The sequence below is a fragment of the Streptomyces sp. NPDC102279 genome (assembly GCF_044766365.1).
Classification (GTDB): domain Bacteria; phylum Actinomycetota; class Actinomycetes; order Streptomycetales; family Streptomycetaceae; genus Streptomyces.
The window spans coordinates 124,254-148,146 of sequence record NZ_JBIWLU010000004.1 but is presented as its reverse complement, the minus strand read 5'-3'; the positions used below and the strand labels follow the sequence as shown (position 1 = coordinate 148,146).

General features: G+C 72.2%; 24 protein-coding genes and 1 pseudogene. 6 read left to right on the top strand and 19 right to left on the bottom strand.

Annotated features, from left to right (window positions below; genetic code table 11):
• Position 1 precedes the first annotated feature (1 nt).
• Positions 2 to 907: a S41 family peptidase gene (locus ACIRQH_RS10485; protein ID WP_404225184.1), complete on the top strand. Its 906-nt coding sequence runs from the start codon at positions 2 to 4 to the stop codon at positions 905 to 907.
• 41 nt (positions 908 to 948) lie between these two features.
• Here ACIRQH_RS10485 and ACIRQH_RS10480 read toward each other — a convergent pair whose 3' ends face one another.
• Together ACIRQH_RS10480 and ACIRQH_RS10475 are read right to left on the bottom strand one after the other, a co-directional pair.
• On the bottom strand, positions 949 to 1,308 hold the full coding sequence (locus ACIRQH_RS10480) for a nuclear transport factor 2 family protein (RefSeq protein WP_404225182.1): 360 nt from the start codon (positions 1,306 to 1,308) through the stop codon (positions 949 to 951).
• A gap of 28 nt (positions 1,309 to 1,336) precedes the next feature.
• Positions 1,337 to 2,126: pseudogene (locus ACIRQH_RS10475) on the bottom strand (SDR family oxidoreductase).
• A 108-nt stretch (positions 2,127 to 2,234) separates the two neighbouring features.
• Here ACIRQH_RS10475 and ACIRQH_RS10470 point away from each other — a divergent pair.
• Positions 2,235 to 2,765: a winged helix-turn-helix transcriptional regulator gene (locus ACIRQH_RS10470; RefSeq protein ID WP_388933170.1), complete on the top strand. Its 531-nt coding sequence runs from the start codon at positions 2,235 to 2,237 to the stop codon at positions 2,763 to 2,765.
• Positions 2,766 to 2,828: 63 nt separating this feature from the next.
• Here the strand turns inward: ACIRQH_RS10470 and ACIRQH_RS10465 are convergent, their stop codons facing one another.
• The 15 genes from ACIRQH_RS10465 to ACIRQH_RS10395 all read right to left on the bottom strand — a co-directional run bounded on the left by ACIRQH_RS10465 (position 2,829) and on the right by ACIRQH_RS10395 (position 19,282).
• Positions 2,829 to 3,836, bottom strand: a complete 1,008-nt coding sequence (locus ACIRQH_RS10465; RefSeq protein ID WP_404225711.1) for a sugar kinase — start codon at positions 3,834 to 3,836, stop codon at positions 2,829 to 2,831.
• Positions 3,837 to 3,847: 11 nt separating this feature from the next.
• Complete coding sequence (locus tag ACIRQH_RS10460) at positions 3,848 to 4,759, bottom strand: SMP-30/gluconolactonase/LRE family protein (RefSeq protein ID WP_404225178.1); 912 nt, start codon at positions 4,757 to 4,759, stop codon at positions 3,848 to 3,850.
• Entirely contained in the window at positions 4,756 to 5,388 is a 633-nt protein-coding gene (locus tag ACIRQH_RS10455; RefSeq protein WP_404225176.1) for a bifunctional 4-hydroxy-2-oxoglutarate aldolase/2-dehydro-3-deoxy-phosphogluconate aldolase, read from the bottom strand. The genes ACIRQH_RS10460 and ACIRQH_RS10455 overlap by 4 nt, the downstream gene beginning before the upstream one ends.
• Positions 5,389 to 5,473: 85 nt before the next feature.
• The gene (locus ACIRQH_RS10450) at positions 5,474 to 6,286 is read right to left on the bottom strand and encodes a hypothetical protein (protein ID WP_388933163.1); all 813 of its coding nucleotides are present in this window, start codon (positions 6,284 to 6,286) and stop codon (positions 5,474 to 5,476) included.
• A gap of 2 nt (positions 6,287 to 6,288) precedes the next feature.
• The gene (gene dgoD, locus ACIRQH_RS10445) at positions 6,289 to 7,434 is read right to left on the bottom strand and encodes a galactonate dehydratase (protein ID WP_404225173.1); all 1,146 of its coding nucleotides are present in this window, start codon (positions 7,432 to 7,434) and stop codon (positions 6,289 to 6,291) included.
• The gene (locus tag ACIRQH_RS10440) at positions 7,431 to 8,168 is read right to left on the bottom strand and encodes an FCD domain-containing protein (RefSeq protein ID WP_358818773.1); all 738 of its coding nucleotides are present in this window, start codon (positions 8,166 to 8,168) and stop codon (positions 7,431 to 7,433) included. Before ACIRQH_RS10440 ends, dgoD begins: the two co-directional genes overlap by 4 nt.
• A gap of 43 nt (positions 8,169 to 8,211) precedes the next feature.
• Positions 8,212 to 8,985: an SDR family NAD(P)-dependent oxidoreductase gene (locus ACIRQH_RS10435; RefSeq protein ID WP_404225171.1), complete on the bottom strand. Its 774-nt coding sequence runs from the start codon at positions 8,983 to 8,985 to the stop codon at positions 8,212 to 8,214.
• A gap of 71 nt (positions 8,986 to 9,056) precedes the next feature.
• A complete protein-coding gene (locus tag ACIRQH_RS10430) occupies positions 9,057 to 11,141 on the bottom strand; it encodes an alpha-galactosidase (RefSeq protein ID WP_404225168.1) in 2,085 nt (694 codons plus the stop codon).
• Positions 11,138 to 12,001, bottom strand: coding sequence for a carbohydrate ABC transporter permease (locus tag ACIRQH_RS10425; RefSeq protein ID WP_388871918.1), 864 nt, complete (start codon positions 11,999 to 12,001; stop codon positions 11,138 to 11,140). Before ACIRQH_RS10425 ends, ACIRQH_RS10430 begins: the two co-directional genes overlap by 4 nt.
• Positions 12,001 to 12,936, bottom strand: a complete 936-nt coding sequence (locus ACIRQH_RS10420) for a carbohydrate ABC transporter permease (RefSeq protein ID WP_388933156.1) — start codon at positions 12,934 to 12,936, stop codon at positions 12,001 to 12,003. The genes ACIRQH_RS10425 and ACIRQH_RS10420 overlap by 1 nt, the downstream gene beginning before the upstream one ends.
• A 1-nt stretch (position 12,937) precedes the next feature.
• Complete coding sequence (locus ACIRQH_RS10415; protein ID WP_404225163.1) at positions 12,938 to 14,224, bottom strand: ABC transporter substrate-binding protein; 1,287 nt, start codon at positions 14,222 to 14,224, stop codon at positions 12,938 to 12,940.
• Between the two features lie 115 nt (positions 14,225 to 14,339).
• Positions 14,340 to 16,502 (bottom strand): glycoside hydrolase family 27 protein, encoded by a 2,163-nt coding sequence (locus tag ACIRQH_RS10410; protein WP_404225160.1) that lies wholly within the window; start codon positions 16,500 to 16,502, stop codon positions 14,340 to 14,342.
• Positions 16,503 to 16,739: 237 nt separating this feature from the next.
• Complete coding sequence (locus tag ACIRQH_RS10405) at positions 16,740 to 17,567, bottom strand: alpha/beta fold hydrolase (RefSeq protein ID WP_388871929.1); 828 nt, start codon at positions 17,565 to 17,567, stop codon at positions 16,740 to 16,742.
• A 351-nt stretch (positions 17,568 to 17,918) separates the two neighbouring features.
• Positions 17,919 to 18,401: a hypothetical protein gene (locus ACIRQH_RS10400; protein WP_404225157.1), complete on the bottom strand. Its 483-nt coding sequence runs from the start codon at positions 18,399 to 18,401 to the stop codon at positions 17,919 to 17,921.
• A complete protein-coding gene (locus ACIRQH_RS10395) occupies positions 18,398 to 19,282 on the bottom strand; it encodes an alpha/beta fold hydrolase (protein ID WP_404225154.1) in 885 nt (294 codons plus the stop codon). The genes ACIRQH_RS10400 and ACIRQH_RS10395 overlap by 4 nt, the downstream gene beginning before the upstream one ends.
• A 32-nt stretch (positions 19,283 to 19,314) precedes the next feature.
• Here ACIRQH_RS10395 and ACIRQH_RS10390 point away from each other — a divergent pair, with 32 nt between their 5' ends.
• Positions 19,315 to 19,833, top strand: a complete 519-nt coding sequence (locus ACIRQH_RS10390; protein WP_404225152.1) for a DUF1348 family protein — start codon at positions 19,315 to 19,317, stop codon at positions 19,831 to 19,833.
• Positions 19,834 to 19,861: 28 nt separating this feature from the next.
• Complete coding sequence (locus ACIRQH_RS10385) at positions 19,862 to 20,278, top strand: carboxymuconolactone decarboxylase family protein (RefSeq protein WP_388871940.1); 417 nt, start codon at positions 19,862 to 19,864, stop codon at positions 20,276 to 20,278.
• 50 nt (positions 20,279 to 20,328) lie between these two features.
• On the opposite strand, the gene ACIRQH_RS10380 is transcribed toward ACIRQH_RS10385, so the two are convergent.
• Together ACIRQH_RS10380 and ACIRQH_RS10375 are read right to left on the bottom strand one after the other, a co-directional pair.
• The gene (locus ACIRQH_RS10380) at positions 20,329 to 20,991 is read right to left on the bottom strand and encodes a response regulator (protein ID WP_388871943.1); all 663 of its coding nucleotides are present in this window, start codon (positions 20,989 to 20,991) and stop codon (positions 20,329 to 20,331) included.
• Entirely contained in the window at positions 20,988 to 22,184 is a 1,197-nt protein-coding gene (locus ACIRQH_RS10375; protein WP_404225709.1) for a sensor histidine kinase, read from the bottom strand. Before ACIRQH_RS10375 ends, ACIRQH_RS10380 begins: the two co-directional genes overlap by 4 nt.
• A 352-nt stretch (positions 22,185 to 22,536) precedes the next feature.
• Between ACIRQH_RS10375 and ACIRQH_RS10370 the strand changes: the two genes are divergently transcribed.
• Both ACIRQH_RS10370 and ACIRQH_RS10365 read left to right on the top strand, forming a co-directional pair.
• Positions 22,537 to 23,091, top strand: coding sequence for a heme-binding protein (locus ACIRQH_RS10370; protein ID WP_404225148.1), 555 nt, complete (start codon positions 22,537 to 22,539; stop codon positions 23,089 to 23,091).
• A 184-nt stretch (positions 23,092 to 23,275) separates the two neighbouring features.
• Positions 23,276 to 23,884, top strand: a complete 609-nt coding sequence (locus tag ACIRQH_RS10365) for an ankyrin repeat domain-containing protein (RefSeq protein ID WP_388933145.1) — start codon at positions 23,276 to 23,278, stop codon at positions 23,882 to 23,884.
• The last annotated feature ends 9 nt before the right edge of the window (positions 23,885 to 23,893 follow it).

The following is a 23,893-nucleotide window of genomic DNA, read 5'->3' as shown; positions in this document are numbered from 1 at the left end:
CATGACGACCTTGACGCACCTCAGCCCCGCCCCTGTCATCGACGAGACCGTCCGGCTCCTGACCGCGCACTACGTCTTCCCCGAGGTCGCCGCGGAATTGACGGTCCTGCTGCGACGGCGGTTCGCCGAGGGCTCCTACGACGTCGACAGCGCCGAGGAGTTAGGCCGGCTCGTCACCGCGGACCTGCGGTCCGTCAACGGCGACCGCCATCTGAGCCTGAAGTACCACGCGGACTCGGTACCCGAAGAACGGGGGGCCGCGGCTCTGGCCGCCATGCGCCGCGACTTCGACAACTCGCTGGGGGGTGCGCCACGGGTCGAGTTGCTCGACGAAGGGGTGGCCGTGGTGGAGCTGGCCCCGGCGCTGTTTCCGCTGGAGTGGGCGGCGGAGCCGCTGACCGCCGCGCTCAGCCTCGCCGCGGGCGCCCGCGCCCTCGTCCTGGACCTGCGCTCCAACCTCGGCGGCGACCCGGACACGGTCGCCTTCGTCTGCAGCCACCTGCTGGACGAGCGCACCCACCTGAACACCATGTTCTGGCGCGAGGGCGAGCGCTTCGAACAGTCCTGGAGTCTGGCGCACGTCCCGGGCAGGCGCTTCGGCGGCACCGGGCCGGTGTACGTCCTGACCAGTGAACGCACGTTCTCCGCTGCCGAGGAACTCGCCTACGACCTGCAGCAGCTCGGCCGCGCCGTGATCGTGGGCGAGCGCACCCACGGCGGAGCGCACCCCCGGGAGGGCTGGACGGTGCACCCGCACCTGGAGGCGACGATCCCGGTCGGCCGCTCGGTGAACCCGGTCTCCGGCACCAACTGGGAGGGCACCGGCGTCGTACCGGACGTCGCCTGCCCGGCCGCCGACGCCCTGGACCGCGCGCACGCGCTGGCGTCGGCGCGGCTTTCGGGCTGACGACGATCGGCAGTTGGGGCGTCCCACGGCCGGCTCGTGGTTCAGGGTGCGATCACCAGCCGCTCGATGAGGTCGTCCCGGAGGGTGAACCGGAACCGCAGGTCCACCTGCCCGCCGGGGAAGTCGCCTTCGAGGTGGTGGGTGGCGGTGTAGTGGGTCGCGTCGGTGCGGTGGGCCGCTGTGAGTTCGGTGGTGTAGCTGTACTCACTGGCGGCCTTGCCGAGCCAGTCCGCGATGGCCGGCGTTCCCTCGTAGGTCGTGCCGTCGTCCGTGACGGAGGCGTCTTCGGTGAGGGTGGTGAGCGCCGTGGCGGTGTCGCGGTCGCGGTGGGCGGCCAGGTAGCGGGCGACGGCCGGGGGGAATTCGGCGGGGTCGATGGTCCGGTGCTGGTCATGAGGCATGAGGGGTCCCGGGTGAGGAGAGGGCGGATCAGACGGTGGGGGTGGTGCCGCCGTCGATGACGTGCTCGGCGCCGACGATCGACGCAGCACGGTCGGAGACGAGGAAGGCGACCAACTCGGCCACTTCCTCGGGATGGTTGGGGCGACCCAGCGGGATACCGCCGAGCGAGTCCATGAGTCGGTCCAGCGCGGCCTCCCGGCCGGTGCCGGCGTTCTCCGCGATCCGGGCGACCAGGTCGTCCGCCGCGGTGGTCCGGACGAAGCCGGACGAGACCGTGTTGACGCGGACGCCGTGCGGGGCGACCTCGTTGGCCAGTCCCTTGCTGCAGGTCGCCGGCGCGGCCTTGGCCGCGGCGTAGGCGAGCGTGCCGTTCCAGAGCGGCATGCGGCGCTGGATCGAGGTGACGTGCACGATCGCGCCCCTGCCTGCCCGCCTCGATCATGCCGGGCAGCAGACCGCGGTCGAGCCGGACCGCTGCCAGCAGGTTGGTGTTCAGCTCACGCGCCCAGTCGTCGTCGCTCAGCGCCGCGTACCCGCCCGAGGGCGCCTCGGAGCCGCCGACGTTGCTGACCAGGATGTCGACGCCGCCCAGGCGGTCGAGCGCCTCGGAGACCACGGTCGCCGCGCCTTGGGGGGTGGACAGGTCCGCCGCGATGAACGTGTCGGGGCTGAGACCGTCGGGCCTGCCGGGGGAGGTCACCAGCACGGTGGCGTCGGCCTGCGCGAGACGCCGGGCGACGGCGGCGCCCACCCCTCGGGTGCCACCGGTGACCAGTGCGCGCCGGCCCGTGAGCGAGTCGCTGACAGGGCTTGTCATGGCAGGCTCCGTTCCTCGGGGCGCGGGCGTGCGGAGCGCACCGGCCCTAGTTGCTGCTAAAATAGAAGCTAGTAACTTTCACTTTAGCAGTGCCTCTGGGGAGCAGTCATGGCAGGCCGGATCAGGCTGGAGGACCGGGAGTGCCCGCTGTCCACCACGGTGCAGCACGTGGGCGAGTGGTGGACGCTGCTGATCCTTCACGACGCCTTCGACGGGTACACCCGCTTCGACCAGTTCCAGGAGAGCCTCGGGATCTCCTCCAGCATGCTCACCGCACGGCTCAAGACACTCGTCGCCGACGGCCTGCTGGAACGCCGGCCCTACCAGTCACAGCCCGTGCGCCACGAGTACGTACTGACCGAACGGGGCCGCTCGCTGCGCCCGGTGATCGTCGCGCTTGCGGCCTGGGGCAACTCCCGCCTGGCGCCGGAGCGGCGCAGCATGATCCTGGTCGACGCCGCGAGCGGCGAAGAGGTGCAGCCGGTGGTCGTCGACGCCGGGTCCGGCCGTCGTCTCGACGACAGTGAGGCGTACGTGTTCACCGCGGGGCCGGCCGCGAGTGACGCCATGCGGGCCCGCTACGCCGACACCGCGCCCGCGCTCTCCGTGGCCGCCTCGGAGGGCGCGGGCAAGGACTGACGTCCGCGGCGGATCGGGGCGGTGTCGCCGTTCGGCCGGATACGGCCGGACGGCGGGTGGCCGTCAGGCCGTTCCGTCCTCTGCGGCCCCGCTCGGCGGGAGACCGTCCGCCGCCAGGATCTCCCACTCCCCCGGTGTCATGGCGAGAAGCCGGCGGATCGTGGAGTCGTCCGGCAACGGGCCCCGGTCCGCGGTCACCTTGAGGGCCGAGCCTGCCGTGATGTGGCCGAGCCGCAGTGCGCGCGGGATGTCCCCGTCGCGGAGCAGGCCGGCCAGGAAACCCGCGGCGAAGGCGTCGCCGGCGCCGACGGGTTCCACCACCTCGGTGCGCGGCGCGGGCACCGTCCAGGTGCCGTCCTCGGCGAAGGCGGTGGCTCCCCGCCCGCCGTCCTTGACGACGAGAAGGGGCGGATGCGGGAGGAGTTTGCGGACGTCGTCCGTCGTGAGATCCGCGCCCCACAGGTCCTGTGCCTCGTCGAGGCCGACGAACGTGATGTCCGCGCGGTCCGCGAGGTCGCGCAGCACGTCCGCCGCGGTCCCGGGCTGCCAGAGGGCGGCGCGGTGGTTGACGTCGAAGCTGACGCTCTGGCGTCGCTCGCCCGGAGGCGGGGTGAGTGCCCTGGTCACCAGGTTCCGGCACGACGGGGACAAGGCCGCCGTCACGCCCGAGAGATGGACGAGGGCGGCCGACCTCACGGCGGCGTCGGCGAGGACTTCCGGGCCCATGGCCGAGGCGGCCGAGCCGCCGCGGTAGTAGTGGACGCGGGTGCCGGCGCCGGCCGGTTCCTTGACCATCAGACCGGTCGGCCGGTCCGGGTCCCGGCGTACACCGCTCACGTCGACGCCGGCGGCACCGACCGCGGCGATCACGCGCCGCCCCAGCGCGTCGTCGCCCACGGCCGACTGCCAGGAGACGGGGACGCCGAGGTCGGCGAGGTACATGGCGACGTTCGACTCCGCTCCGGCCACCGAGAGACGCAGGCCTTCAGCCATCTCCAGGGACTCGGCCGGAGCGGGCGCCAGGGCGGCCATGGTCTCCCCGACGCACACCACAGGGCCCACCGCGGGCATCCGGACCTGGTTCACGACACCTCCTGGGACGGCGGGACGGGTTCCTGGAAGACGTAGCCCGAGGCGATCCGGCCGGGCACGTCGACGCGGACGGTGAACAACGCGCCGTCGTCGGCACACGGGTCGGCGAGTCCCACGCGTGCCGTCGTGACGTGCAGCAGGTCCCCCTGGAGACAGACGCCCGCGGGTTGTCGTGCGGGCAGCCGGACGGTTCGGTCGAGGCGTCCGTCCGGCAGATACCGGCGTACGGTTCCGGTGCCCCAGACGGCGATCCACACGGCGCCCTCGACGTCGACCACCATGCCGTCGGGGCTGCCCTCGTCGACGGTGACGAACACCTCGGAGGTCCCGACGGCGGCCGTGACCGGATCGACGGGGTGGCGTCGGACGACTCCCCGGGCGCTGTCGGCCAGGTACATGACGTCGCCGTCCGCGGTGAACGCGGGACCGTTGGGCACGGTGATGCCGTCCAGCACGCGGACCGCCGTGCCGTCGTGGTCGAGCCGGTAGAGGGATCCGGCGTCCGGGTCGGCGTCGTAGGACATGCTGCCCGCCCAGAACCGGCCGAACGGGTCGGCCGTCGCGTCGTTCATGCGCATGGGCCGGGCGGCGTCGGCCTCGGGGCGGGCCAGCGGGCGTGGCGCCTCTCCGGGGGCGAGGAGGCAGAACCCGGTTCCGGCAGCCGCGACCCAGGTGTCGGCTGTTCCGGCCACCGGTGCCACCGCGCCCAGCGGACAAGGGAGTCGGGCCAGTTCGCGCAGCGGGTCGCCCGGGTCGCCGTCCGCGGCGAGGAGCCGGCCCGCGAGGATGTCCACCAGGACCACGCCCCGGTCGGTCCAGCGGATGCCCTCACCGAGTTCGAGTCGGTCCGGACGCAGGCACCGCACGTGTGTCCCGTCCGTGGTGTCGCCGGCCGTGGTCACGAGGTGGCTCCGCGCGTCAGGGCGAGGTAGGCGCGGGCCCGTTCGCGCAGTGCGTCCAGGCTTCCGCCGTCCGCGGCGTCACCCACCAGGGGCGAGCCGACGCCGACCGCGGTGGCCCCGGCGGCCAGATAGGCGCGCGCGGCCTCCTCGTCGACACCGCCCACCGGGACGAACGCCGCGTCCGGGAACGGGCCGCGCAGGGCCTTGAGATAGGGGGGGCCGCCGGCCTGGGCGGCGGGAAAGAGCTTCAGCGCGCAGGCTCCCAAGGTGTGCGCGGCGTGGATCTCGGTGGGGGTCATCACCCCGGCGAGCACGGGCAGGCCCAGGTCGTGGGCGGCGCCGACCCCGTCGCCGAGTGCTGGGGTGACGGCGAAGTCCGCTCCGGCCCGGTACGCGGCGCGGGCGTCGTCGGCGGTGAGGACCGTACCGGCGCCGAGGGGACGGTCGGGGCCGAGTTTCTCCCGGGCCCGTTCGATGACGGACAGGGCGTCCTTGCCGCTCAGGGACACCTCGATCAGCTCGATCCCCTCGTCGGCGAGCGTCAGCACCGTGCGCAGGGCGGCCTCGGGGTCGCCGCCGCGCACGATCGCGACCAGCCGGTGAGTGATCAGGGCGGCTCGAAGATCCATGGAAAGGCTCCTTGTCGTACGGCGTGCGTCGTGCGTCGTGCGTTGTTCGGGTCGGTTCAGGTCGGTTCAGGTTGTTTCAGGTGGTTCAGATGCAACGGCAGTGCGGGGCCACGGTCAGTCGCCAGCGCACCGCTCCGGACGCGGGTACCCGGGCGGCGTCGCCCGGACCCGCGCCGGCGAGGTCGAATACGCGGCCGAGCATCGGCTCGACTCCGGTGCTGCGGTAGGGGCGTCCGGCGGGGTAGCCCCCGAGGTTGCGCCACAGGGCGACGGACACGGGCTGCCCGTCGGCTTCGAGGGCGAACGACAGACGGTCCGGGCCGTCATGGACGCAAGCGCGCGGCGCGTCCACCACCGCTCCGACCGCGGTGCCGTCGTCCGGGCCGAACCGGTCCAGCCGCAGACCCCGGGGAGCGGGCCAACTCCCGTCCACCCAGGGGGCGTCGGGCGGCCACGGCTTCTCCAGCAGCGGTGCCGCCTCCGGGAAGAGACGCGTGGGCGCCCCCTCGGGCAATCGCAGGCTCGCTCGGTCGGAGAGGTCGAGCAGGGCGTGTGCGGCCCACACGAATCGGAAGCCCGGGTCGGCCGTCAGCTCGTAGTCCACGTCGGCGCCGCCGTCCGTCCCCCGGATCGTGCGGGCCAGGCTGAAGCCGTCACCGTAAACGACCTGCTGGTCCCCGACCCGCGACCACGGCCTCGACCAGACGTCCCCGTGATCCGGTGTGCCGCGCACGGTGGGGACGCACTCCTCCAGTCCGCCCGCGTCGACGAAGGGCGCACCAGGAAGGGCGCCGTCCCGCTCGGGAGCCTCGCGCCGCCACAGCCACTCACGCCCCGACGCCCGCAGTGAGGTCCAACGGCCGCCGTGGGCAGGGTCGGTGGCGATGTCCAGCGTCATGCTCACCACTCCGCGAAGGAGCCGTCGGGGTGCCGCCAGACCGGGTTGCGCCAGGCGTGACCGGTCCGGTCGGCGGCGCGGACGGCGGCCTCGTCGACGGTGATGCCGAGACCGGGGAGGTCGCCGCGCGCGGCGTGGCCCGCGACGAAACGGAACGGCTCGGGGTCGACCAGGTAGGACAGCAGGTCGGCGTCCTTGTTGTAGTGGATGCCCCGGCTCTGTTCCTGGATGAGGAAGTTCGGTGTGGCGAAGGCGACTTGCAGGCTGGCCGCCAGCGCGATCGGGCCGAGGGGACAGTGCGGGGCGAGCTGGGCGCCGTAGGTCTCCGCGAGGGAAGCGATGCGGTGCACCTCCGAGATGCCGCCGGCGTGGGACAGGTCCGGTTGGACGACGGCGACACCCGCGGTGAGGACGGGCAGGAACTCGGCCCGTCCGTAGAGGCGTTCGCCGGTGGCGAGCGGGATCGGGGTGGACGCGGCGAGCCCGCCCAGCAGATGCCCCTGCTCGGGGACGACGGGCTCCTCCACGAACAGCGGGTGCAGCGGCGCGAGTTCGGCGAGGACTCGGCGTGCGCTCGCGGCGGTGAAGCGGCCGTGGAAGTCGACGGCCACGTCGCGGTCGGGGCCGAGGCTGTCGCGGGCGGCGGCGACCCGGGCGACGACCGCCGCGGTCTCGGCGGGCGTGGTGATCGGCGAGGTCGCTCCCGCCGCGTTCATCTTCACCGCGGTGAAACCGGCCTCGACCTGGGCGGATATCTGCTCGGTCAGCTCGGCGGGTTCGTCGCCGCCCACCCAGGCGTACACCCGGACGCGGTCACGGACCGGGCCGCCCAGCAGGGCGTGCACCGGTGCCCCGTACGTCTTGCCGGCGATGTCCCACAGGGCCTGGTCGAGGCCCGCGACGGCGCTGGAGAGGACGGGGCCGCCGCGGTAGAAGCCGCCCTTGGTGAGCACCTGCCAGTGGTCCTGGATGCACAGCGGGTCCCGTCCGAGGAGGTATTCGGCCAGCACGTCGACGGCGGCACGGACGGCCTCGGCGCGCCCCTCGACGACGGGTTCGCCCCAGCCGACCACGCCCTCGTCGGTCTCGACACGACAGAACAGCCAGCGGGGCGGGACCAGGAACGTCTCGATGCGGGTGATCTTCACTGAGAGCGGGCGCCTTCCGTCGGGTCGGATTCGCCGACGCGGTCCAGATCGCGGCCGGCCTGGTCGAGCAGTGCACGCATGGCGGCCTCGGCGGCCAGCGGGTCCCGGTCGCGCACGGCGTCCAGGACGGCGCGGTGGGCCGGGACGGGGTCCTCGCCGTGCGGGGAGTTGTGCACGATGCGGTCGCGGTGGGCCAGGCCGGACTCGATCACCATCTCCATGCGTTCGAGGAGTTCGTTGTGCGTGGCGGCGAGCAGGGCGCGGTGGAAGGCGAGGTCGGCCTCGACGGCGTGCGCGGCACCGGCCTTCTCCTCGCCCATCGCCGCCAGGGCGCCGTCCAGGGCGGCGAGGTCGTCTTCGGTGCGGCGTGAGGCGGCGAGGCGCACGGCGGCCGGTTCGATGATGGCGCGGACCTCGCCGAGGTCGCGCAGCAGCGCCTGGTCCGCCCCGCCCGGGCGGCCCCCCTCGAACTGCCAGCGCAGCACGTCGGCGTCGAGGAGGTTCCAGTCGGCGCGCGAGCGGACGAAGGTGCCGCGTTTCTGGCGGGCGTCGACCATCCCCTTGGCCGCGAGCACCTTGAGGGACTCGCGCAGGGCGGTGAGGCTCACGTCCAGCTCGCTCTGCAGCGCCACCAGGTCCAGTGTGGCCCCCTCGGGGATGTCGCCGCCCAGGATGCGGCGGGCGAGGGCTTCCACGGTCTGGCCGTGCACGCCGCGGCGGGCATAGGGCGTCATGTCGAGCAGCCTTTCTGATGGGGGGACGTCGACGGGGGCGTGGTCATGCGGATGCCTTGACGACGCTCCAGCCGCCGTCGACGACGAGGCTGGTGCCGGTGATGTAGGCGGCTTCGTCGGCGCTGAGGAACGCGATGGCGGCGGCCACCTCCTCCGGGGTGCCGAAGCGGCGCGCGGCCGTCTCGGCGACGCTGCGCTCCCGGTCCTCGGGCGTGACCCGGTCCCAGGCGGCGGTCAGGATCGGTCCCGGCACGACGGCGTTCACGCGTATGTCGGGCCCGTACTCGACGGCGAGCTGCCCGCACAGTGACAGCAGGGCACCCTTGGACGCCGCGTAGGCGGGGTGGCCGGGGATTCCCTTGTGGGCGTGGACGGAGGAGGTCAGGACGACCGCGCCGCGCCGCTCGCGCAGGTCCGGCAGCAGGGTGCGGAATCCGAGGAAGCCGCCGGTGAGGTTGACGTCGATCTGCCGCCGCCACGAGTCGAGGGAGAGGCTGTGGGCGGGGGTCACCTCGACGGTGTAGGCGTTGCTGACGAGGACGTCGACGGGTCCGAAGTCGTGGGCGGCGGCCACGATCCGCGTCCAGTCGTCCTCGGCGGCGACGTCGGCCCGTACGAACCGGGCGCGGCCGCCCGCCGCGGTGATGCATGCGGCGACGGCCTCGCCCGGCTCCTCGGCGATGTCGGCCACCACGACGGCGGCCCCCTCCTCGGCGAGCCGCGCGGCGGTGGCGGCTCCGATGCCCGAGGCCGCTCCGGTGACCACCGCTGTGCGGCCGGTGAAGCGGGCGTCGTGCCGTCGTACGGGCTGGTCCATCGTGGTGTTCGTCTCCTTCGTCCGCGGGGTACGGCCGGCCGGCCGTCCTGGTGGGTTGCCGCCGGTCCGGTTCACTGCCGTTCGAGCACCACCAGTTCGGCGTCGTGGTCGGCGCTCCACCGGAAGGGCAGACCGTAGTGGAGCAGGTGTGCACCGCTGTACGGGACGGCCGACGCGGCGTCGCGATAGTGCCCGTCCGGCGCGAGGCCACGCAACCGCAGCCGGGAGGGGCGGCCGGGCACGAGGGAAGCCCCGTCGAGGCGGCCGGTGCTCAGTGCCGCGACGACGGTGACCCCGGTCCGCGGATCGTCGTACTGCACCCCGCAGGTCGGGTCCGCCGGGCTGCCGAGGAGCCGGACGTCCGCGCGGTGGATGATCTCCCGTACGTCCTTGTAGCGGGCGATCCACCGGGCGGCCTCGGCGCGCTGCTCGGCCGTCCAGGCGCGCAGGTCGGCGCCGATGCCGAGGACACCGCACATCGCGGTGACGAACCGGAAGGCCAGGCTGCGGGGCCGTGGGTCGAAGATGCCGGGTGCGTCGGTGACCCAGGAACTCATGACGTGCGGGGCATGGGCGTGCAGGAAGCCGTACTGGACGGACAGCCGGTCCAGGGGGGCGGTGTTGTCACTGGGCCAGACGACGTCGGTGCGGGCGATCGTCGCGTGGTCGATCCGGCCGCCGCCGCCCGCGCATCCCTCGATCGTGACGTCGGGGTGGGCGGAGCGCAGATGGTCCAGGACACGCAGGTATCCGTTGACGTGCCCGGCGTCCAGGTCGAGGCGGTCTGCGCGTCCCGCACCGGGCCGGCCGCGTTCGGTGGGCGGGCGGTTCATGTCCCACTTGAGGTAGCTCACCGCGTGGTCGGTGAGCAGCCGGTCGAGGGTGCCGGTCACGAAGTCCTGGACGTCGGCGCGTCCGAGGTCGAGGAGCAGTTGGTTGCGGACCAGGCGGGCGGGGCGGCCGTCGACGCGGTAGACCCAGTCGGGGTGTCGGGCGTGGAGGTCGCTCGTCGGGCTGACCGCTTCGGGCTCGACCCACAGGCCGAAGTCCATGCCGAGGGCCCGGACGTCGTCGACGAACCGTCCGAAGCCGCCCGGGAACGCCTCGGGGTCCGGATACCAGTCGCCCAGTCCGCCGGTGTCGTCGGCGCGGCCGGTGAACCAGCCGTCGTCCACGACGAACAGTTCGGCGCCCATCTCGGCGGCCGCCTCGGCCAGTTCCCGTTGTCCCGCGGCGTCGACGTCGAAGCCGGTGGCCTCCCAGGAGTTGTAGAGCACCTTGCGGGGGCGGTGTATCCGCTCGCCGGTGAGGTGGCGTTCGTAGCGGTGCCAGACCCGGGAGAGTCCGTCGAGTCCGTCCGGGCTGAACGCGCAGGCCAGACGGGGAGTCGTGAGGGTCTCTCCCGGGGCGAGGACGACGACGCCCTCGTGCGGGACCCGCCCGGCGCGGACGCGCACGCTGCCGCCCGGCTCGGCCTCGGCGGTGATGTGCCAGTTGCCGGGCCACTCCAGGGCGATGCCGTACGTCGCGTCCGCGTCGCCGTCCTGGACGGCGAGCCAGGGGGCGTAGGCGTGTCCGGGTGTGCCCTGGAGGCTGCCCATGGTGAACGTGCCCCGGGCCAGGTCGAGTCGGGTGCGCTGGAACTCCTGCGACCACTGGCCGGCGAGGTAGGTGAGTCGGGCCGTGGTGGTGACGGGGACGGTCACGGCTGCCGAGTCGAGGCGTTCCAGGCGCAGTTCCTCGTCTGCGGTGGAGGTCAGCTCGGTCCAGCGGAGGATGACGTCCGTCGCGGGTACGGTCGCGTAGCACAGGGTGGTGCGCAGTCCGAGCACGTCGTCCATGAACACGAGCCGCAGGGTGCCGTCCTCCTGCTGGGCCGACTCGAAGTCCCACCACATGCCGCGTTCCGCACCGGGGCGGGAGGCCACCAGCTCGGAGCCGGTGAACGGCCGCAGCCCGTAGGGCAGATACTCGGCGGGCGCGGCGTCGGCGGGGGTGATGAAGTGGGTGCGCCGCGACCAGTCCAGGGCGGACGGGCCGTGCTCCACGCCGGTCGGGCCCCAGGCGTCGAGCTCTGCCCATGGCCCGGCCGGGGACAGGCGGACGGTGTAGCTGGTGTTGTCGGTGCGCAGGGTCCAGCGCCGGTGCGTCGTCACTTGACCGCTCCCACGTTGAGGCCCGCCACGAAGTGCCGCTGGAACCTGAGGAACACGGCCACGGTGGGCACGGCCGCGATGACGGAGCCGGCGGCGATCACGTTCCACATCGAGACGTACTGTCCCTGAAGTCCGATGAGCGCGGCGGTGATCGGCATCTTGGTGTCGCTGCGCAGCACGGTGATGGCCCAGAGCAGGTCGTTGAAGATCCAGGTGAAGGACAGGGCGCTGAGGGCCGCCAGCGCGGGGCGGGTGAGGGGCAGGACGATGCGCCAGAAGATCTGCCACGGGCCGGCTCCGTCGACGACGGCCGCCTGCTGGATCTCGACGGGGATCGCGCGCATGAAGCCGTGCAGGACGAAGACGTAGAAGCCGACCCCGAAACCGATCTGCACGCCGACGAGCGCGGGCAACGTGTCGTAGATGCCCATCAGTTCGCTGAGTTTGGAGACGGGGATGAGCAGGATCTGCGGGGGCAGCAGGTTGCCGCCCAGCATCAGCAGCAGGACCGAGCGGCGGAAGGGCATCTCGAAGCGGCTCAGGCCGAAGGCCGCCATGGCGGCCAGTGCCAGGGTCACCAGGACGCAGGGAACGGTGACGAGCAGGCTGTTGACGAGGGCGCGCTGCTGGCCGCCGTCGACCCAGGCCTGCCGGAAGTTGCCGAGGGTGAAGGAGTGGGGGACGCTCCCGAGTCCGTGGGCGGCGATGTCGTCGAAGGAGCGCAGGCTGGTGACCACGACGAGGGCGATGGGCAGCAGCCACAGCAGGGCGAGTGCTCCGGCGCCGAGGTGGAATCCGGCGGTGGCGGCGCGTCGGCGGCGGCGTGCGGCGAGCGAGGCGCGGGGGTGTGAGGTCGCCATCAGTCGGCCTCCCGGAAGGCGCGCACGAGGTAGGACGCGATGACGCCGAAGGCCAGCAGGAAGATGACGACGGCCAGGGCGGAGCCGTATCCGAGGCGCAGGGACTGGAAGGCGGTGGAGTACATGTAGGTGCTCAGCAGTTCGGAGGAGTGGTAGGGGCCGCCGCGGGTGAGCGACCAGACCACGTCGAAGGACCTGAGGGAGTCGATGACGATGACGGACAGGACGACGGCGTTGACGCTGCGGAGCTGCGGCAGGGTCACATGGCGGAAGCGTTGCAGGCGGCCGGCGCCGTCGACCTTGGCGGCCTCGTACAGGGCGGGGTCGATGCCCTTGAGTCCGGCGAGGTACAGCACCATCACGTAGCCGATCTGCCGCCAGAGGGCGGGCACGATGACCGCGTACAGGGCGGTGTCCTGGTCGGCGAGCCAGGCGTGCCGGAGGCTGCCGAGTCCGAGGCCGTCGAGCAGCTGGTTGAGGACGCCGTCGGGTTGGTAGATCGCCTGCCAGACCAGGGCGGTCGCCACGAGGGAGAAGACGACGGGGAGGAAGAGGGCCGCGCGGTAGAACCCGACGCCGCGGCGTTCCTGTTGGAGCAGCAGGGCGGCGCCGAGGCCGAGCAGGGCGGACAGGCCGCCGAAGAGCAGCAGCCAGAGCACGGTGTCGAGGGCGGCGGTGCGGAAGACGCTGTCGTGGGCCATCTCGCGGAAGTTGCCGAGACCGACGAAGCGGGGCGGTGAGACTCCGTCCCAGTCGGTGAGGGCGAGGTAGAAGCCCTGGAGCGCCGGCCAGAACACCCAGACCGCCTCGGCGAGCAGCGGGACCAGGACGAACGCGAGCACCAGTGGCGGGGTCCGGCGTGGTCCCTGCCCGCGGGTACGGCGGGGTGGCGCGGAGGTGGGGGCCGCGCGGTCGGGGGCGGTCAGCACGGCCACCTCACGCCCTCCAGATCTTCTCGGCCTCGCGCTGCCAGTCGGTCAGGATCCCGTCGACGGACTTCGGTTTGGCCAGGAACTTGGTGAGTGCCGTGTCGGCGGTGGGCTGGAGGGCGTCGCTGGAGTCGCGGTTGAAGAACTGGGTGATCTCCGTCGCCGCCTCGATGTGCTTGCGCCCCTTGCGGACGAGGGGTGTTCCGGCGTCCTTGGCGCCCGGATGGCACGGCAGCACCGTGCCGGAGGAGCCCTTGATGTAGATCTCCTGCGCCTCGACGCCGGCGAGGTAGCGCATGAGGTCGGCGACCTGGTCGTGGCGGCCGGTCCTGGCGCTGGCGAAGTAGCCGTCGGTGGGGGCCTCCTCGGCGAGGGGGACCTTGGGGTCGATGACCGGGAAGCGGAAGAAGTCGATGTCGTCGAGGGCGTCCTTGGGGGCGGCGTCGGCGAAGAAGGTGCCGATGAGCATCATGCCGCTGCGGCCGTTGAGCAGGGAGGTGGTGGCGTCCTGGAAGGCGACCGCGGTGCCGTCCGGGTCGAAGTAGGGCAGGACCTCGCGCCAGCGGTCGAAGACCTTGTGGACCTCGGGGTCGTCGAACCGGTGCTGTCCGGCGAGCAGTTGACGGTGGTACTGCGCTCCGTTGATCCGGATGTTCAGGTAGTCGAACCAGGCGGAGGCCACCCAGGCGGTGTTGCCGCCCGCGCCCAGCCCGATCGGGTCGACGCCCTTGGACTTGAGTTTGTCGCACAGGTCGAGGAACTCGTCCCAGGTCGTGGGTTCCTGGACGCCCCACTTGGCGAAGTTGGACTTCCGGTAGAACATGCCCCACCAGTAGTAGGTGGTGGGGACGAAGACCTTCTTGCCCCCGCTCCCGGTGCACAGGGAGTGCAGGGCCTTCGAGTAGCGCTTGAGGTCGGGTGAGTCCCACACGTCGTCGAGGTCGAGGAGGAGGTCCTTCTTCGCGTAGGCGTCCGCCACCGAGCCGGGGTACCACGTGTAGACGTCCGGCGGGTTGGCCGAGGTCAGGTAGGTCGGCAGCTGGGTGCGGAAGGTCTCCGCGGCCACGGTGTTGAGGCTGAGACGCCCGGACCCCTTCTTGCCGTAGGCGGCGGCGAGGTCCTCCATGGCGGCCTTGGCCTGCGGTGCGGACAGGTTGGACTGGAGGGTGACCGCGCCCTTGGAGGAGGACTTGGCGGTTGAGGTGGAGGTGACACAGCCGCTGAGCAGCGCGGCTGTTCCGGCGGAGCCGAGTCCGGCGAGGACACGCCGTCGGCTGGGCTGAAGGTTCGTCATGGAGGGCTCCCTGTGGATCCGCCGGGGCGGGACGTCCGGCCGGAGCCGGGCTGCCCCGCTCGCGGCGGATCCAGGTTCGCGTGGCACTCACGCCACGTCAAGATTAATTACTAATTTATTTGAACTGAGTCCGATGGACGTACCCGTCGACTCCGCGGTACACCGCGTCGACCGTGCCGTCCGGGTCCGCGACGGCCCCGAGCGAGCCCTCGAACGCGGCGCCGGGAAACTCCTGGCGCTTGCTCCACCCTTCCCAGGCGCCGGCCGTGTACCGCTGCTGCCACAGGGTGTAGTCCGCGGCCCGCGCGTAGAGCACGACCGTGTCACCGACGGCGACAAGTGTCGGACTGCCGCTGACCGTTCCGCCGATCGACGTCCACGGCGACCACTCCCCCGACGCGTCCCGCGAGCGGGTCCACACGTCGTCCGAGCCGGTGCGCACCGCGATGTGCGTGCGCCCCGCCGAGTCGGTCACGGCCGCGGGCCTCCCGTGGACCACACGGCCTTCAGGCGCGTCCAGCGAGGACCAGCCCGATGACGGACCCCGCTGGACCACCCGCCCGTCCGCGCCGCGCGCGAAGAGCGTCCAGTGCCCGGGGTCACCGAACGCGACACTCGGCGCGTCGGACACCCGGCCGCCCAGGCTCTCCCAGCTCTCCCACCGGCCGTGCGCGTAGACCCGGCGGTGGACAGCGGAGTCGGCTCCGCGGACGAAGACGTCGATCCGACCGCCGGCGGAGGCGTAGGCGGCGGGCTGTCCGAGGACGCCGCCTCGGGTGGGCGCGCCGAGATCGCGCGTGCGGGCGACACCGGTGCCGTTCGCGGCGGACGTGTGCTGGATCAGCGTGCCGTCCGGGCCGCGCAGGAACGTGTCGAGTGTGTCGCCGGTACGGGCCACGGCCGGGCTCGCCGATGCGCGCACCCCCAGCCGGGCGCCGGGCAGGGCGTCCTCGCCGGTGAGTCCGAGGAACGCGGTGCCGTGCGCCGGGATCCGCACGGTGAACGAACCGGTGTGCGTGCCACGGTCGGCCCGGGCCCGCAGGTCACGGACCTTCACCGGACCGCCGAGCGCCGCGTCGGCGAACCGGACGGTTCGGTCGGCGGGCTGGTCGGACCGGTTGAGCAGCACGACCGCGCGCCGGCCGTGTCCGGCAAGGACCTTGCTGTAGACGTCGCCGGTGCTGTCGCCGGCGATCCGCACGCCCTGGACGGCGAGCGGGTCCTGGTCGACGGCGATGATCTCCGGGTTGCGCAGGGTGTCGATCATCGAGGGCGTGAGCGTGCGCGGGTCGGATCCGATGACGAGGGGTGAGCCCATCTCCGCCCACATCACCAGCTGGGTCGTCGACTCCTCCTGGGTCAGTTCCAGGTTCCCGTCGGCCATGGGGCGCATCGGGATCAGGTAGTCGGGGTCGTTGTAGTGGCCGGGCCCCTGCGCCTCGGGGTGCCAGGCGTTGGCGTCCATGTTCCGCAGCACGTTGGGCCACTGCCCGGGGCTCGGCGAGCCCCAGGCGATGTCCGTGCCGGTGCGCCAGGAGTCGGCGATGGTGGGCGCGTACGCGAAGGTGTTGTGCGCGTCCTGCTCGGGGGTGTGGGGCAGGCCCCAGTCGTCGGTGAGCGGGTTGCAGAGGTTGAGCAGCATGCGGCGCCCGGACGTGGCGACGGCGTCGCTGAACTCCTTGAAGGCGGGCCCCGGATCGAGCTTCTCGCCGATGCCGCACAGGAAGTCGACCTTGATGGCGTCGACCTTCCATCCCGCGAACTGCCGTGCGTCCGCGGTGTAGTGGCCGCGGCTGCCCAGCCCGCAACTCTTGCCTCCGTCGTAGGTGCCGGCGTCGGTGTAGATGCCGGCCCGCAGGCCACGCTGGTGCAGGTAGGAGACGAGGGCCGGGATGCCGGACGGGAAGCGCTCACGGTTGACGGCCAACCGGCCTTGACCGTCACGGGGGTTGTCGGCCTGCCAGCCTCCGTCGAGCCAGACGATGTCGTAGCCGCTGTCCCGCAGTCCGGTGCGGACGAGCGTGTCGGCGACGGCTCGAACCTCCTTCTCGGTGGGCGCGCCGAGCCCGTAGTAGGTGTTCCAGCCCATGTACGGGGTGGGGGCGAGGCCGCTGTCGTAGAAGGCCGGCGCCCCCTGGTCCACAGCCTCTCGGCCGGCGGGGGTCGCGGTGGCGGAGGGGGTCGCGGTCGCGGCAAGGGTCACGGCGATCGCCGCCGCCACGGCGGGACGGGTGAGCCGGTGATGTCGGGGTCCGTGCGCGGTCGGGTGTGAAGTCACGTGCCTCTCCCAGGCGTTGGGAAGCAGGAAGACGTGACGCGGGCCGCGGGGAGACCGGGCCCTCGGCGTCACGGCGACGACTGTGACGCGGGACCGAAAACCCTGTCAATAATTATTACTAATTTAATAGAAGCGCGAGGGAAACCTGCCCGATGCCTTGACAGCCACCGCCGCGTCCTGGCATGACCGAGCGGCCCGGCCTTCCGGCACCGGGCCGCTCGTCGGGTCCTGCTCGGCTCAACTGCGCGCGAAGTCGAGGAGGTCCTTGTTGAAGATCTCCGCGAACTTGGGGACCATCGCCAGTCCGTGCGGTGCGCCCGGGTAGACCTTGTAGACGGAGTCCTTGACGAGCTTGGAGGACTTGTCGCCCGCCGCCACCTTGGGGACGATCTGGTCGTCGTCGCCGTGCACGATCAGCGTGGGCACGTCGACCTTCTTGAGGTCCTCGGTGGTGTCCGTCTCGGAGAACGCCTTGACGCAGTCGTAGGCGCCCTTGATGCCGACCGTCATGCTCCAGAGCCAGAACTCGTCGCGGGTTCCCTGCGTGACCGTCGAGTCGTCGCGGTTCGCTCCGTAGAACGCGGCGCTGAGGTCCTCGTAGAACTGCGAACGGTCCGTCTCCACGCCCTTGCGGATCCCGTCGAAGACCTCGATGGGCAGGCCCTCGGGGTTCGCGTCCGTCTTGAGCATCAGCGGCGGGATCGCGCCCAGCAGGACCAGCTTGGCGACCCGTCCGGTGCCGTGCCGGCCGATGTAGCGGGTGACCTCGCCGCCGCCGGTGGAGTGGCCCACCAGAATCACGTCCTGGAGGTCCTCGGCCTCGATGACCGCCGCCAGGTCGTCGGCGTACGTGTCGAGGTCGTTGCCCTCCCACGGCTGCCCGGAACGTCCGCCACCGCGCCGGTCGTGGGCGATGGCGCGGAAGCCGTTGTCCGCCATCACCTTCATCTGGGGATCCCACGCGTCCGCGATCAGCGGCCAGCCGTGGGAGAACACGACCGGCTGGCCCGAACCCCAGTCCTTGTAGAAGATCTGCGTGCCGTCCTTGGCGGTGGCGAAGGGCATGTGAGTTTTCCTCTCGAACTGGTCCGGAACTCCACGCGTCACGCGAGTTCGGTGCCCGAGCCGGCTTTTCTGGCGACGCCACGAAAAACCGCTGCGGACGTACAGGGATTCGACGGAAAGGTCGGCGGTGAAGGGCGACCGGAATGAGCACGTCGTCGACCTCACTCTAGCCGAGGGGCCGCCCTTCAGCGCGTCGGAGGAACAGCCCGGAAAACACCGGTCACCGACGGAATCCGGGCACTCCTCGACGCGTTCACCGCGCGGCATCGCGCGCCTCCCATTACCCTTGCGTCGGCACTCGTCCGTGCCTCGATATCAGGTTCCAGGAACCGGATATCGAACCGGATGCCGCTACATGCCGGCCACCCCGTACATACGCTCCAGGACGCCCACCGTCACCACCGCGTACGCCAGGTGCGGGACGACGTCGGAGATCCAGTCCGTGGCCGACCAGGTGCGGGGGTCCGTGACGCCGAGGACGGTCATCGGGGCGTTGGTGCCGATCAGCGCGCCCAGGGTCGCGACCGTGTACTCCGTCGTCAACGACGGGCGCCAGCCGGCGGCGCGGGCCAGGGACAGCACGGCGCCCATGCCGAGGCCGGCGGCGAACCCGGTCATGGGGGCGAGGCCCGCGATCCGGTTCTTCAGGGTCTCGCCCTCGCCCGGAATCCGCACATGCAGCTTCTCCGCGAGCTTGCTGAGGGTGACCTCGGGCGTCGAACTCGCGGGCCTCGCCCGCCATGCCATGTCGGCGTAACTGACGATGTTGAGCGCGGTGGTGCCGGCGGCGCCTGCCGCGGCTCCGTAGAGCAGCGGGCGTGTCAGACAGGTCATGGCCGTCCCTTCTCCTCGTCCCACCAGTCGACGACCAGTTCCGCGTACAACTCCGGCCGCTCCTCCCAGCAGAAGTGGCCCGCGTCGACGAAGTCCAGTCGGCTGTGCGGCAGTCGGTCGTGCAGAAACTCGGCGTTGGCCGGCGGCACGACCGCGTCCCGGACACCGGCGATGATCCGCACCGGTGTCCGGATGTCGGGCAACAGGTCTGCGAGGACCGGGAGTTCCGCCGGGTATGCCCGGGCGTAGCGCATCGATTCGACGAAGCGGTCGCCCGCGTAGGACGCGTGGTAATCGTCGCGGATCTCGTCGGACGGGGTGAAGCCGTCGATGGTGGACAGCGCGGCGTCGACGATCCGTCGCGGGTCGATCCGCCGGTACGGTTCGAGGTCCGGGGCCTCCACCCACTCCTTCAGCGGCCCGGTGAGCTGAAGCGGCACCACGGCTGCCCCACTGCCCACGACGACGCTGCGGAACCTGTCCGGATGCGCGGCGGCGGCGAAGAGCGTCGACGCCGTGCCGATGTCGGGGCCGACGAGATGCGGCTGCTCCAGCCCGAAGGCGTCCGCCAGCCTGACGACGAACTCCCCCATCGCCCGCGGTGACCGCAGCGCGTCACGGGATGCCGATCCGCCGAACCCCGGGGGATCCACGGCAGTCAGACGCGCGCTCCGGGAAAGCCCTGGCCACACCTGCTCGAACGCGTACACGCTCTCGGGCCATGGGCTCAGCAACAGGGCGTCCTGCCGCGCCCCGTCAACACGCGCACTCCGCGCGAAGCGCACGGAGAGACCGTCGACGGTGGTGAATTCCGGGCGGACCGACGTCGGCGCGTTCACGGCGAACATGCCTTCCGGACCCCGGATGAGCAAGCCATTCATCCACTCTAAAATGGTCCGGTGTCACCGGCCACATGAGGACCGGCCGACGCGACGCAGTCGAATCCCCCATCTCAGGAGCCGCTGTGACGGAACGCCCTCCCCTCCCGCCGTTCACCCGTGAATCCGCCATGGCGAAAGTCCGTATGGCCGAGGACGGCTGGAACAGCCGAGATCCGCACAAGGTGTCACTCGTCTACGCCGAGAACTCGCGCTGGAGAAACCGCGACGAATGGGTCGACGGACGGGACGAGATCGTCGAGTTCCTGACCCGCAAATGGTCGAGAGAGCTGGACTATCGCCTCATCAAGGAACTCTGGGCATTCGACGGGAACCGCATCGCCGTGCGTTTCGCGTACGAGTCCCATGACGTCGACGGCAACTGGTTCCGGTCCTACGGGAACGAGAACTGGGAGTTCGATCCGGACGGTCTGATGGCGGTGCGGCACGCCTCCATCAACGACGTGCCCATCACGGAATCCGGCCGCAAGTACCACTGGCCGCTGGGCCGTCGGCCGGACGACCACCCCGGGCTCACCGAACTCGGGTTCTGAGCACGGATCCCCACGGAGGTGGGCACGCATGACAGCCGACGCAGACGACGAAGGGCGTTACGCCGCGGCCCTCGGCACCGCCGGGCGGCTGCTCGGCATTCCGCTGGCGGGGTTCCTCGAACCCGGCCCCGGTGAGCCCGCCAACGGCGCGGACTTCAAGCGCCTTGCGACCGTGCACACCTTCGGCGACGCGTGGCCCCGCACCGAGGTCCTGGACACGCGGACCCGCGCCCTGGTGTCCGTGACGATCGCCGCGACCCTGGGCACGCTCGAACCGCTGCGAGGACAGCTTCGTATCGCTCTCAACAGCGGTGTGACGCCGGAGGAGATCGTCGAGGTGTTCATCCACGTCGAGGCGTACGCCGGCGCCGCCCGCGCCTTCGACAGCTACCAGATCGCCCTGCAGGTGTTCGCGGAGGCCGACCGCGCGCGGCAGGCCGGGTAGGCCGCCCGGGGTCCGTGCGGGCGCCCCCGTACACCCGGGGGCCTCGGGCGTCACGGCAGCAGGCGCTGTTCCTTCGCCACCGACACCGCGCCCGCCCGGGTGTCGACGCCGAGCTTGTCGTAGATGCGGCCGAGGTGGGTCTTGACCGTCGCCTCGCTGATGAACAGGGCCTTGGCGATCTCGCGGTTGCCGAGGCCCTGGGCGAGCTGGGCGAGGATGTCGCGTTCGCGGTCGGTGAGGGTCGGCCGCGGGCTGCGCATGTTGGCCATCACCCGGCTCGCGACCGGGGCCGACAGGGTCGTACGCCCCTGGGCGGCGGCCTGGATCGCGGCGAACAGTTCCTCCGGGCGCTCGGCCTTCAGCAGGTAGCCGGTCGCCCCGGCCTCGATGGCTCGCGTGATGTCGGCGTCGGTGTCGTACGTCGTCAGCACCAGGACGTGCGGTCCGCCGCCGGGAGCCGCGGTGAGCCGGCGGGTGGTCTCGACGCCGTCGATGCCCTCGCCGAGCTGGAGGTCCATGAGGACCACGTCGGGGACGAGCCTGGCGCTGAGTGCCAGTGCCTCCTCGCCCGTACCGGCCTCTCCGACGACCTCGATGTCCGGCGCGCTGTCGAGCAGGGCGAGCAGTCCGGCGCGGACGACGGCGTGGTCGTCGCACAGCAGGATGCGGACGGGGCGGCGGGACGCGTCGGGCGCACCGGGCGCGGCTGTCATCGGGGGGACTCCAGTGGGATCGCTGCGGACAGGACCGCGCCCTCTCCGGGCGCGGACTCGACGGTGAGGGTGCCACCGAGCCGGCTCACCCGGGCGCGCATCGCGGGCACTCCGTGGCCGCGCACCCCGGACGCCAGGGCGGGCAGCTCCCCGGGGGCGAAGCCGTGGCCGTCGTCGGCGACGTCGAGGACGACCTGGTCGTCCAGCAGGGTGAGCGTGAGCGTGGCCGTCCGTGCCCCGGAGTGCTCCCGTACGTTGGCCAGGGCGCCCTGGGCGATCCGCAGCAGGGCGGAACGGACCCGCTCCGGCACGTGCGGGACGCGCCCGGCGTCGTCGACGTGGACGCGGACCGTGAGGTGCTCACCGGACTCACGCCGGGCGAGTGCGCGCAGCGCCTGGTCGAGGCGTGCGCCGCGGGCCAGGTCGGCGGGACCGAGGTCGTGCACGAAGCGGCGGGCCTCGTCGAGGTTGTGCTCGGTGACGGCCTCGGCGGTGCGGACATGGCCACGCGCCTTGCCGGGGTCGGACTCCCAGACGCGGTCGGCGGCCTGGAGCAGCATCCGCTGGCTCGACAGTCCCTGGGCGAGCGTGTCGTGGATCTCCATGGACAGCCGCTGCCGTTCGGCGAGGGTGCCTGCGCGGCGCTCGGCGGCGGCCAGCTCGCGGCGGGTGCGGATCAGGTCGTCGATGAGGGCGCTCTGGCGGGTGGCCTGCCGTTCCATCCGGAGGAAGACGGCGGTGGCGATCGCGGCGACGGCGGGCGGGGCGAGCAGTAGGTTCGGGTCGAAGCCGCCGGCGAGGCGGAGCTGGGCGGCGACGACGAACGCCGTCAGCACCACGACCAGCGCGAGCGCCGCCCGGGTGGGCAGTACGCGCAGGCCCGTGTAGAAGAGCGGCACGGCGCACCAGGCGAAGCTGGGTGCGAGCAGCACGAGAACCACCCACACCGCGACCACGGCGGCCGGCCGGCCGAGCCCGGGGACGGCGGGCAGCCGCCGGTCGGTCCGGTCCTGGGCGGTCTCCCGGCCGGAGCGTCCGGCGTGACCGCGTACGGCTCCCGCGGAGGGGACGGTGTAGAGGACGGCCAGGACGACGGAGAGCGCGATGATCCAGGGCGTGCGGGACTCTCCGGGGTGGCGGAGCAGGAAGCGCGCGAGGGCGCCGCCCAGCAGCAGGAAGAACGCCACGTGCATCACGACGCCGAGCAGGCGGGTGTCCGCCGCGTACCGGGGGTCCGTTCGCTCGTCGGCGCCGCCGCTCGGGACCTCACCCGCTGCGTCCGCGTAATCCGCGCCGAGGTCCCGGTCGCCCGTCCGGTCCGTTTCCGCGTTCATGCCGTTCCACCTCCTTGACCGCCTCCGGCCTGCCCGAACCCTTCCATGGTGACCCGTCCGGGCGGGCCCGGGGTCATCCGATCGGTTGACCCCGGTGTGGGCCGGTCGGCAGCGCGCGGCGAGCCGGAACGCCGACGGTGACGGGCTTGCCACGGCACCAGGCTGGAGAGCGGAAGAAGCGAACCGCCCTCCCCGACCTGGAGTCGACCTCATGAATAAGCTCTCCCGCCGTGCCCGTATCGCCACCGGCGGTGCCGTGCTCGCCGCCGTCGCCGCCGGCACGTTCGGCACGGTGTCCGCGAACGCCTCGTCGTCAGCCTCCGCCGCAGCCGCTCCCGTGGCGAGCGTGAAGGGCGGCAGCACCGTCACGTCCACCCACCTCTCGATCGACGCCGCCACGAAGGGCGCGCAGGCCGCGCTCGACGCCGCCGAGAAGGAGAACCAGAAGGTCACCGTCGCCGTCGTCGACCGCAACGGCAACACGCTCGTCACCCTGCGGGGCGACGGCGCGGGCCCGCAGTCGTACGAGTCCGCGGAGCGCAAGGCGTACACGGCCGTCTCCTGGAACGCGCCCACGTCGGAGCTGGCCAAGCGTCTGGCGCAGACGCCGAACCTGAAGGACATCCCCGGCACGCTGTTCCTCGCGGGTGGCACGCCCGTGGACGTCAAGGGTGCGCCGGTCGCGGCGATCGGTGTCGCCGGGGCACCCTCCGGTGACCTGGACGAGAAGTTCGCCGCGGCGGGCGTGGCGGCGCTGGGCCACTGACCCGGGACCCGGGCCCGTCGGGACGCTCTCGGGGGCGGGGCCGGCGCCGACCCGACCGGGCCACGCGCGCACCCGTGAACGCATGATGATCCCTGCGGCCCGCCACCTCGCCGGTTTCCCGCGGCAGGGGTCCGCGACCCGCGCGCGGCCCACCGGCAGGTGTACGACGAAGGAGCACAGTCACATGAACCCGCACGACCTCGCCCTGCTCGACGCCGCCCGTCAGGGCGACGCGGACTCCGTACGTTCCGCGCTCGCCGCGGGCGCCGATCCCGGGGCACGCGACGCGCACCGCCGCACCCCGCTGCTCCTCGCCTCCCTCGGCGACCACGTGCCTGCGGCGGAGGTGCTCGTCGCCGCGGGCGCGGACCCGGACGCGCAGGACGACCGCGAGGACAGCGCCTGGCTGGCCACGGGTGTCACGGGCAGCGTCGCCATGATGCGGACGCTGCTCCCCGCACGGCCTGACCTGAAGGTGCGCAACCGCTTCGGCGGCATCGCGCTCATCCCCGCCTCGGAACGGGGGCACGTCGACTATGTTCGCGCGCTGCTCGACGAGACGGACATCGACGTCGACCATGTCAACCGCCTCGGCTGGACCGCCCTGTTGGAGGCCGTGATCCTGGGTGACGGCGGGCGGGCGCACCAGGAGATCGTGGAACTGCTCCTCGCGGCGGGCGCCACGCCCGGACTCCCGGACGCCGAGGGCGTGACCGCCCTGGAGCATGCCGAGCGCCGTGGATTCACGGTGATCGCCGGCCTGTTGGGGGCTGCCGAGGGGGAACCGTCCTGACCTTCCGGG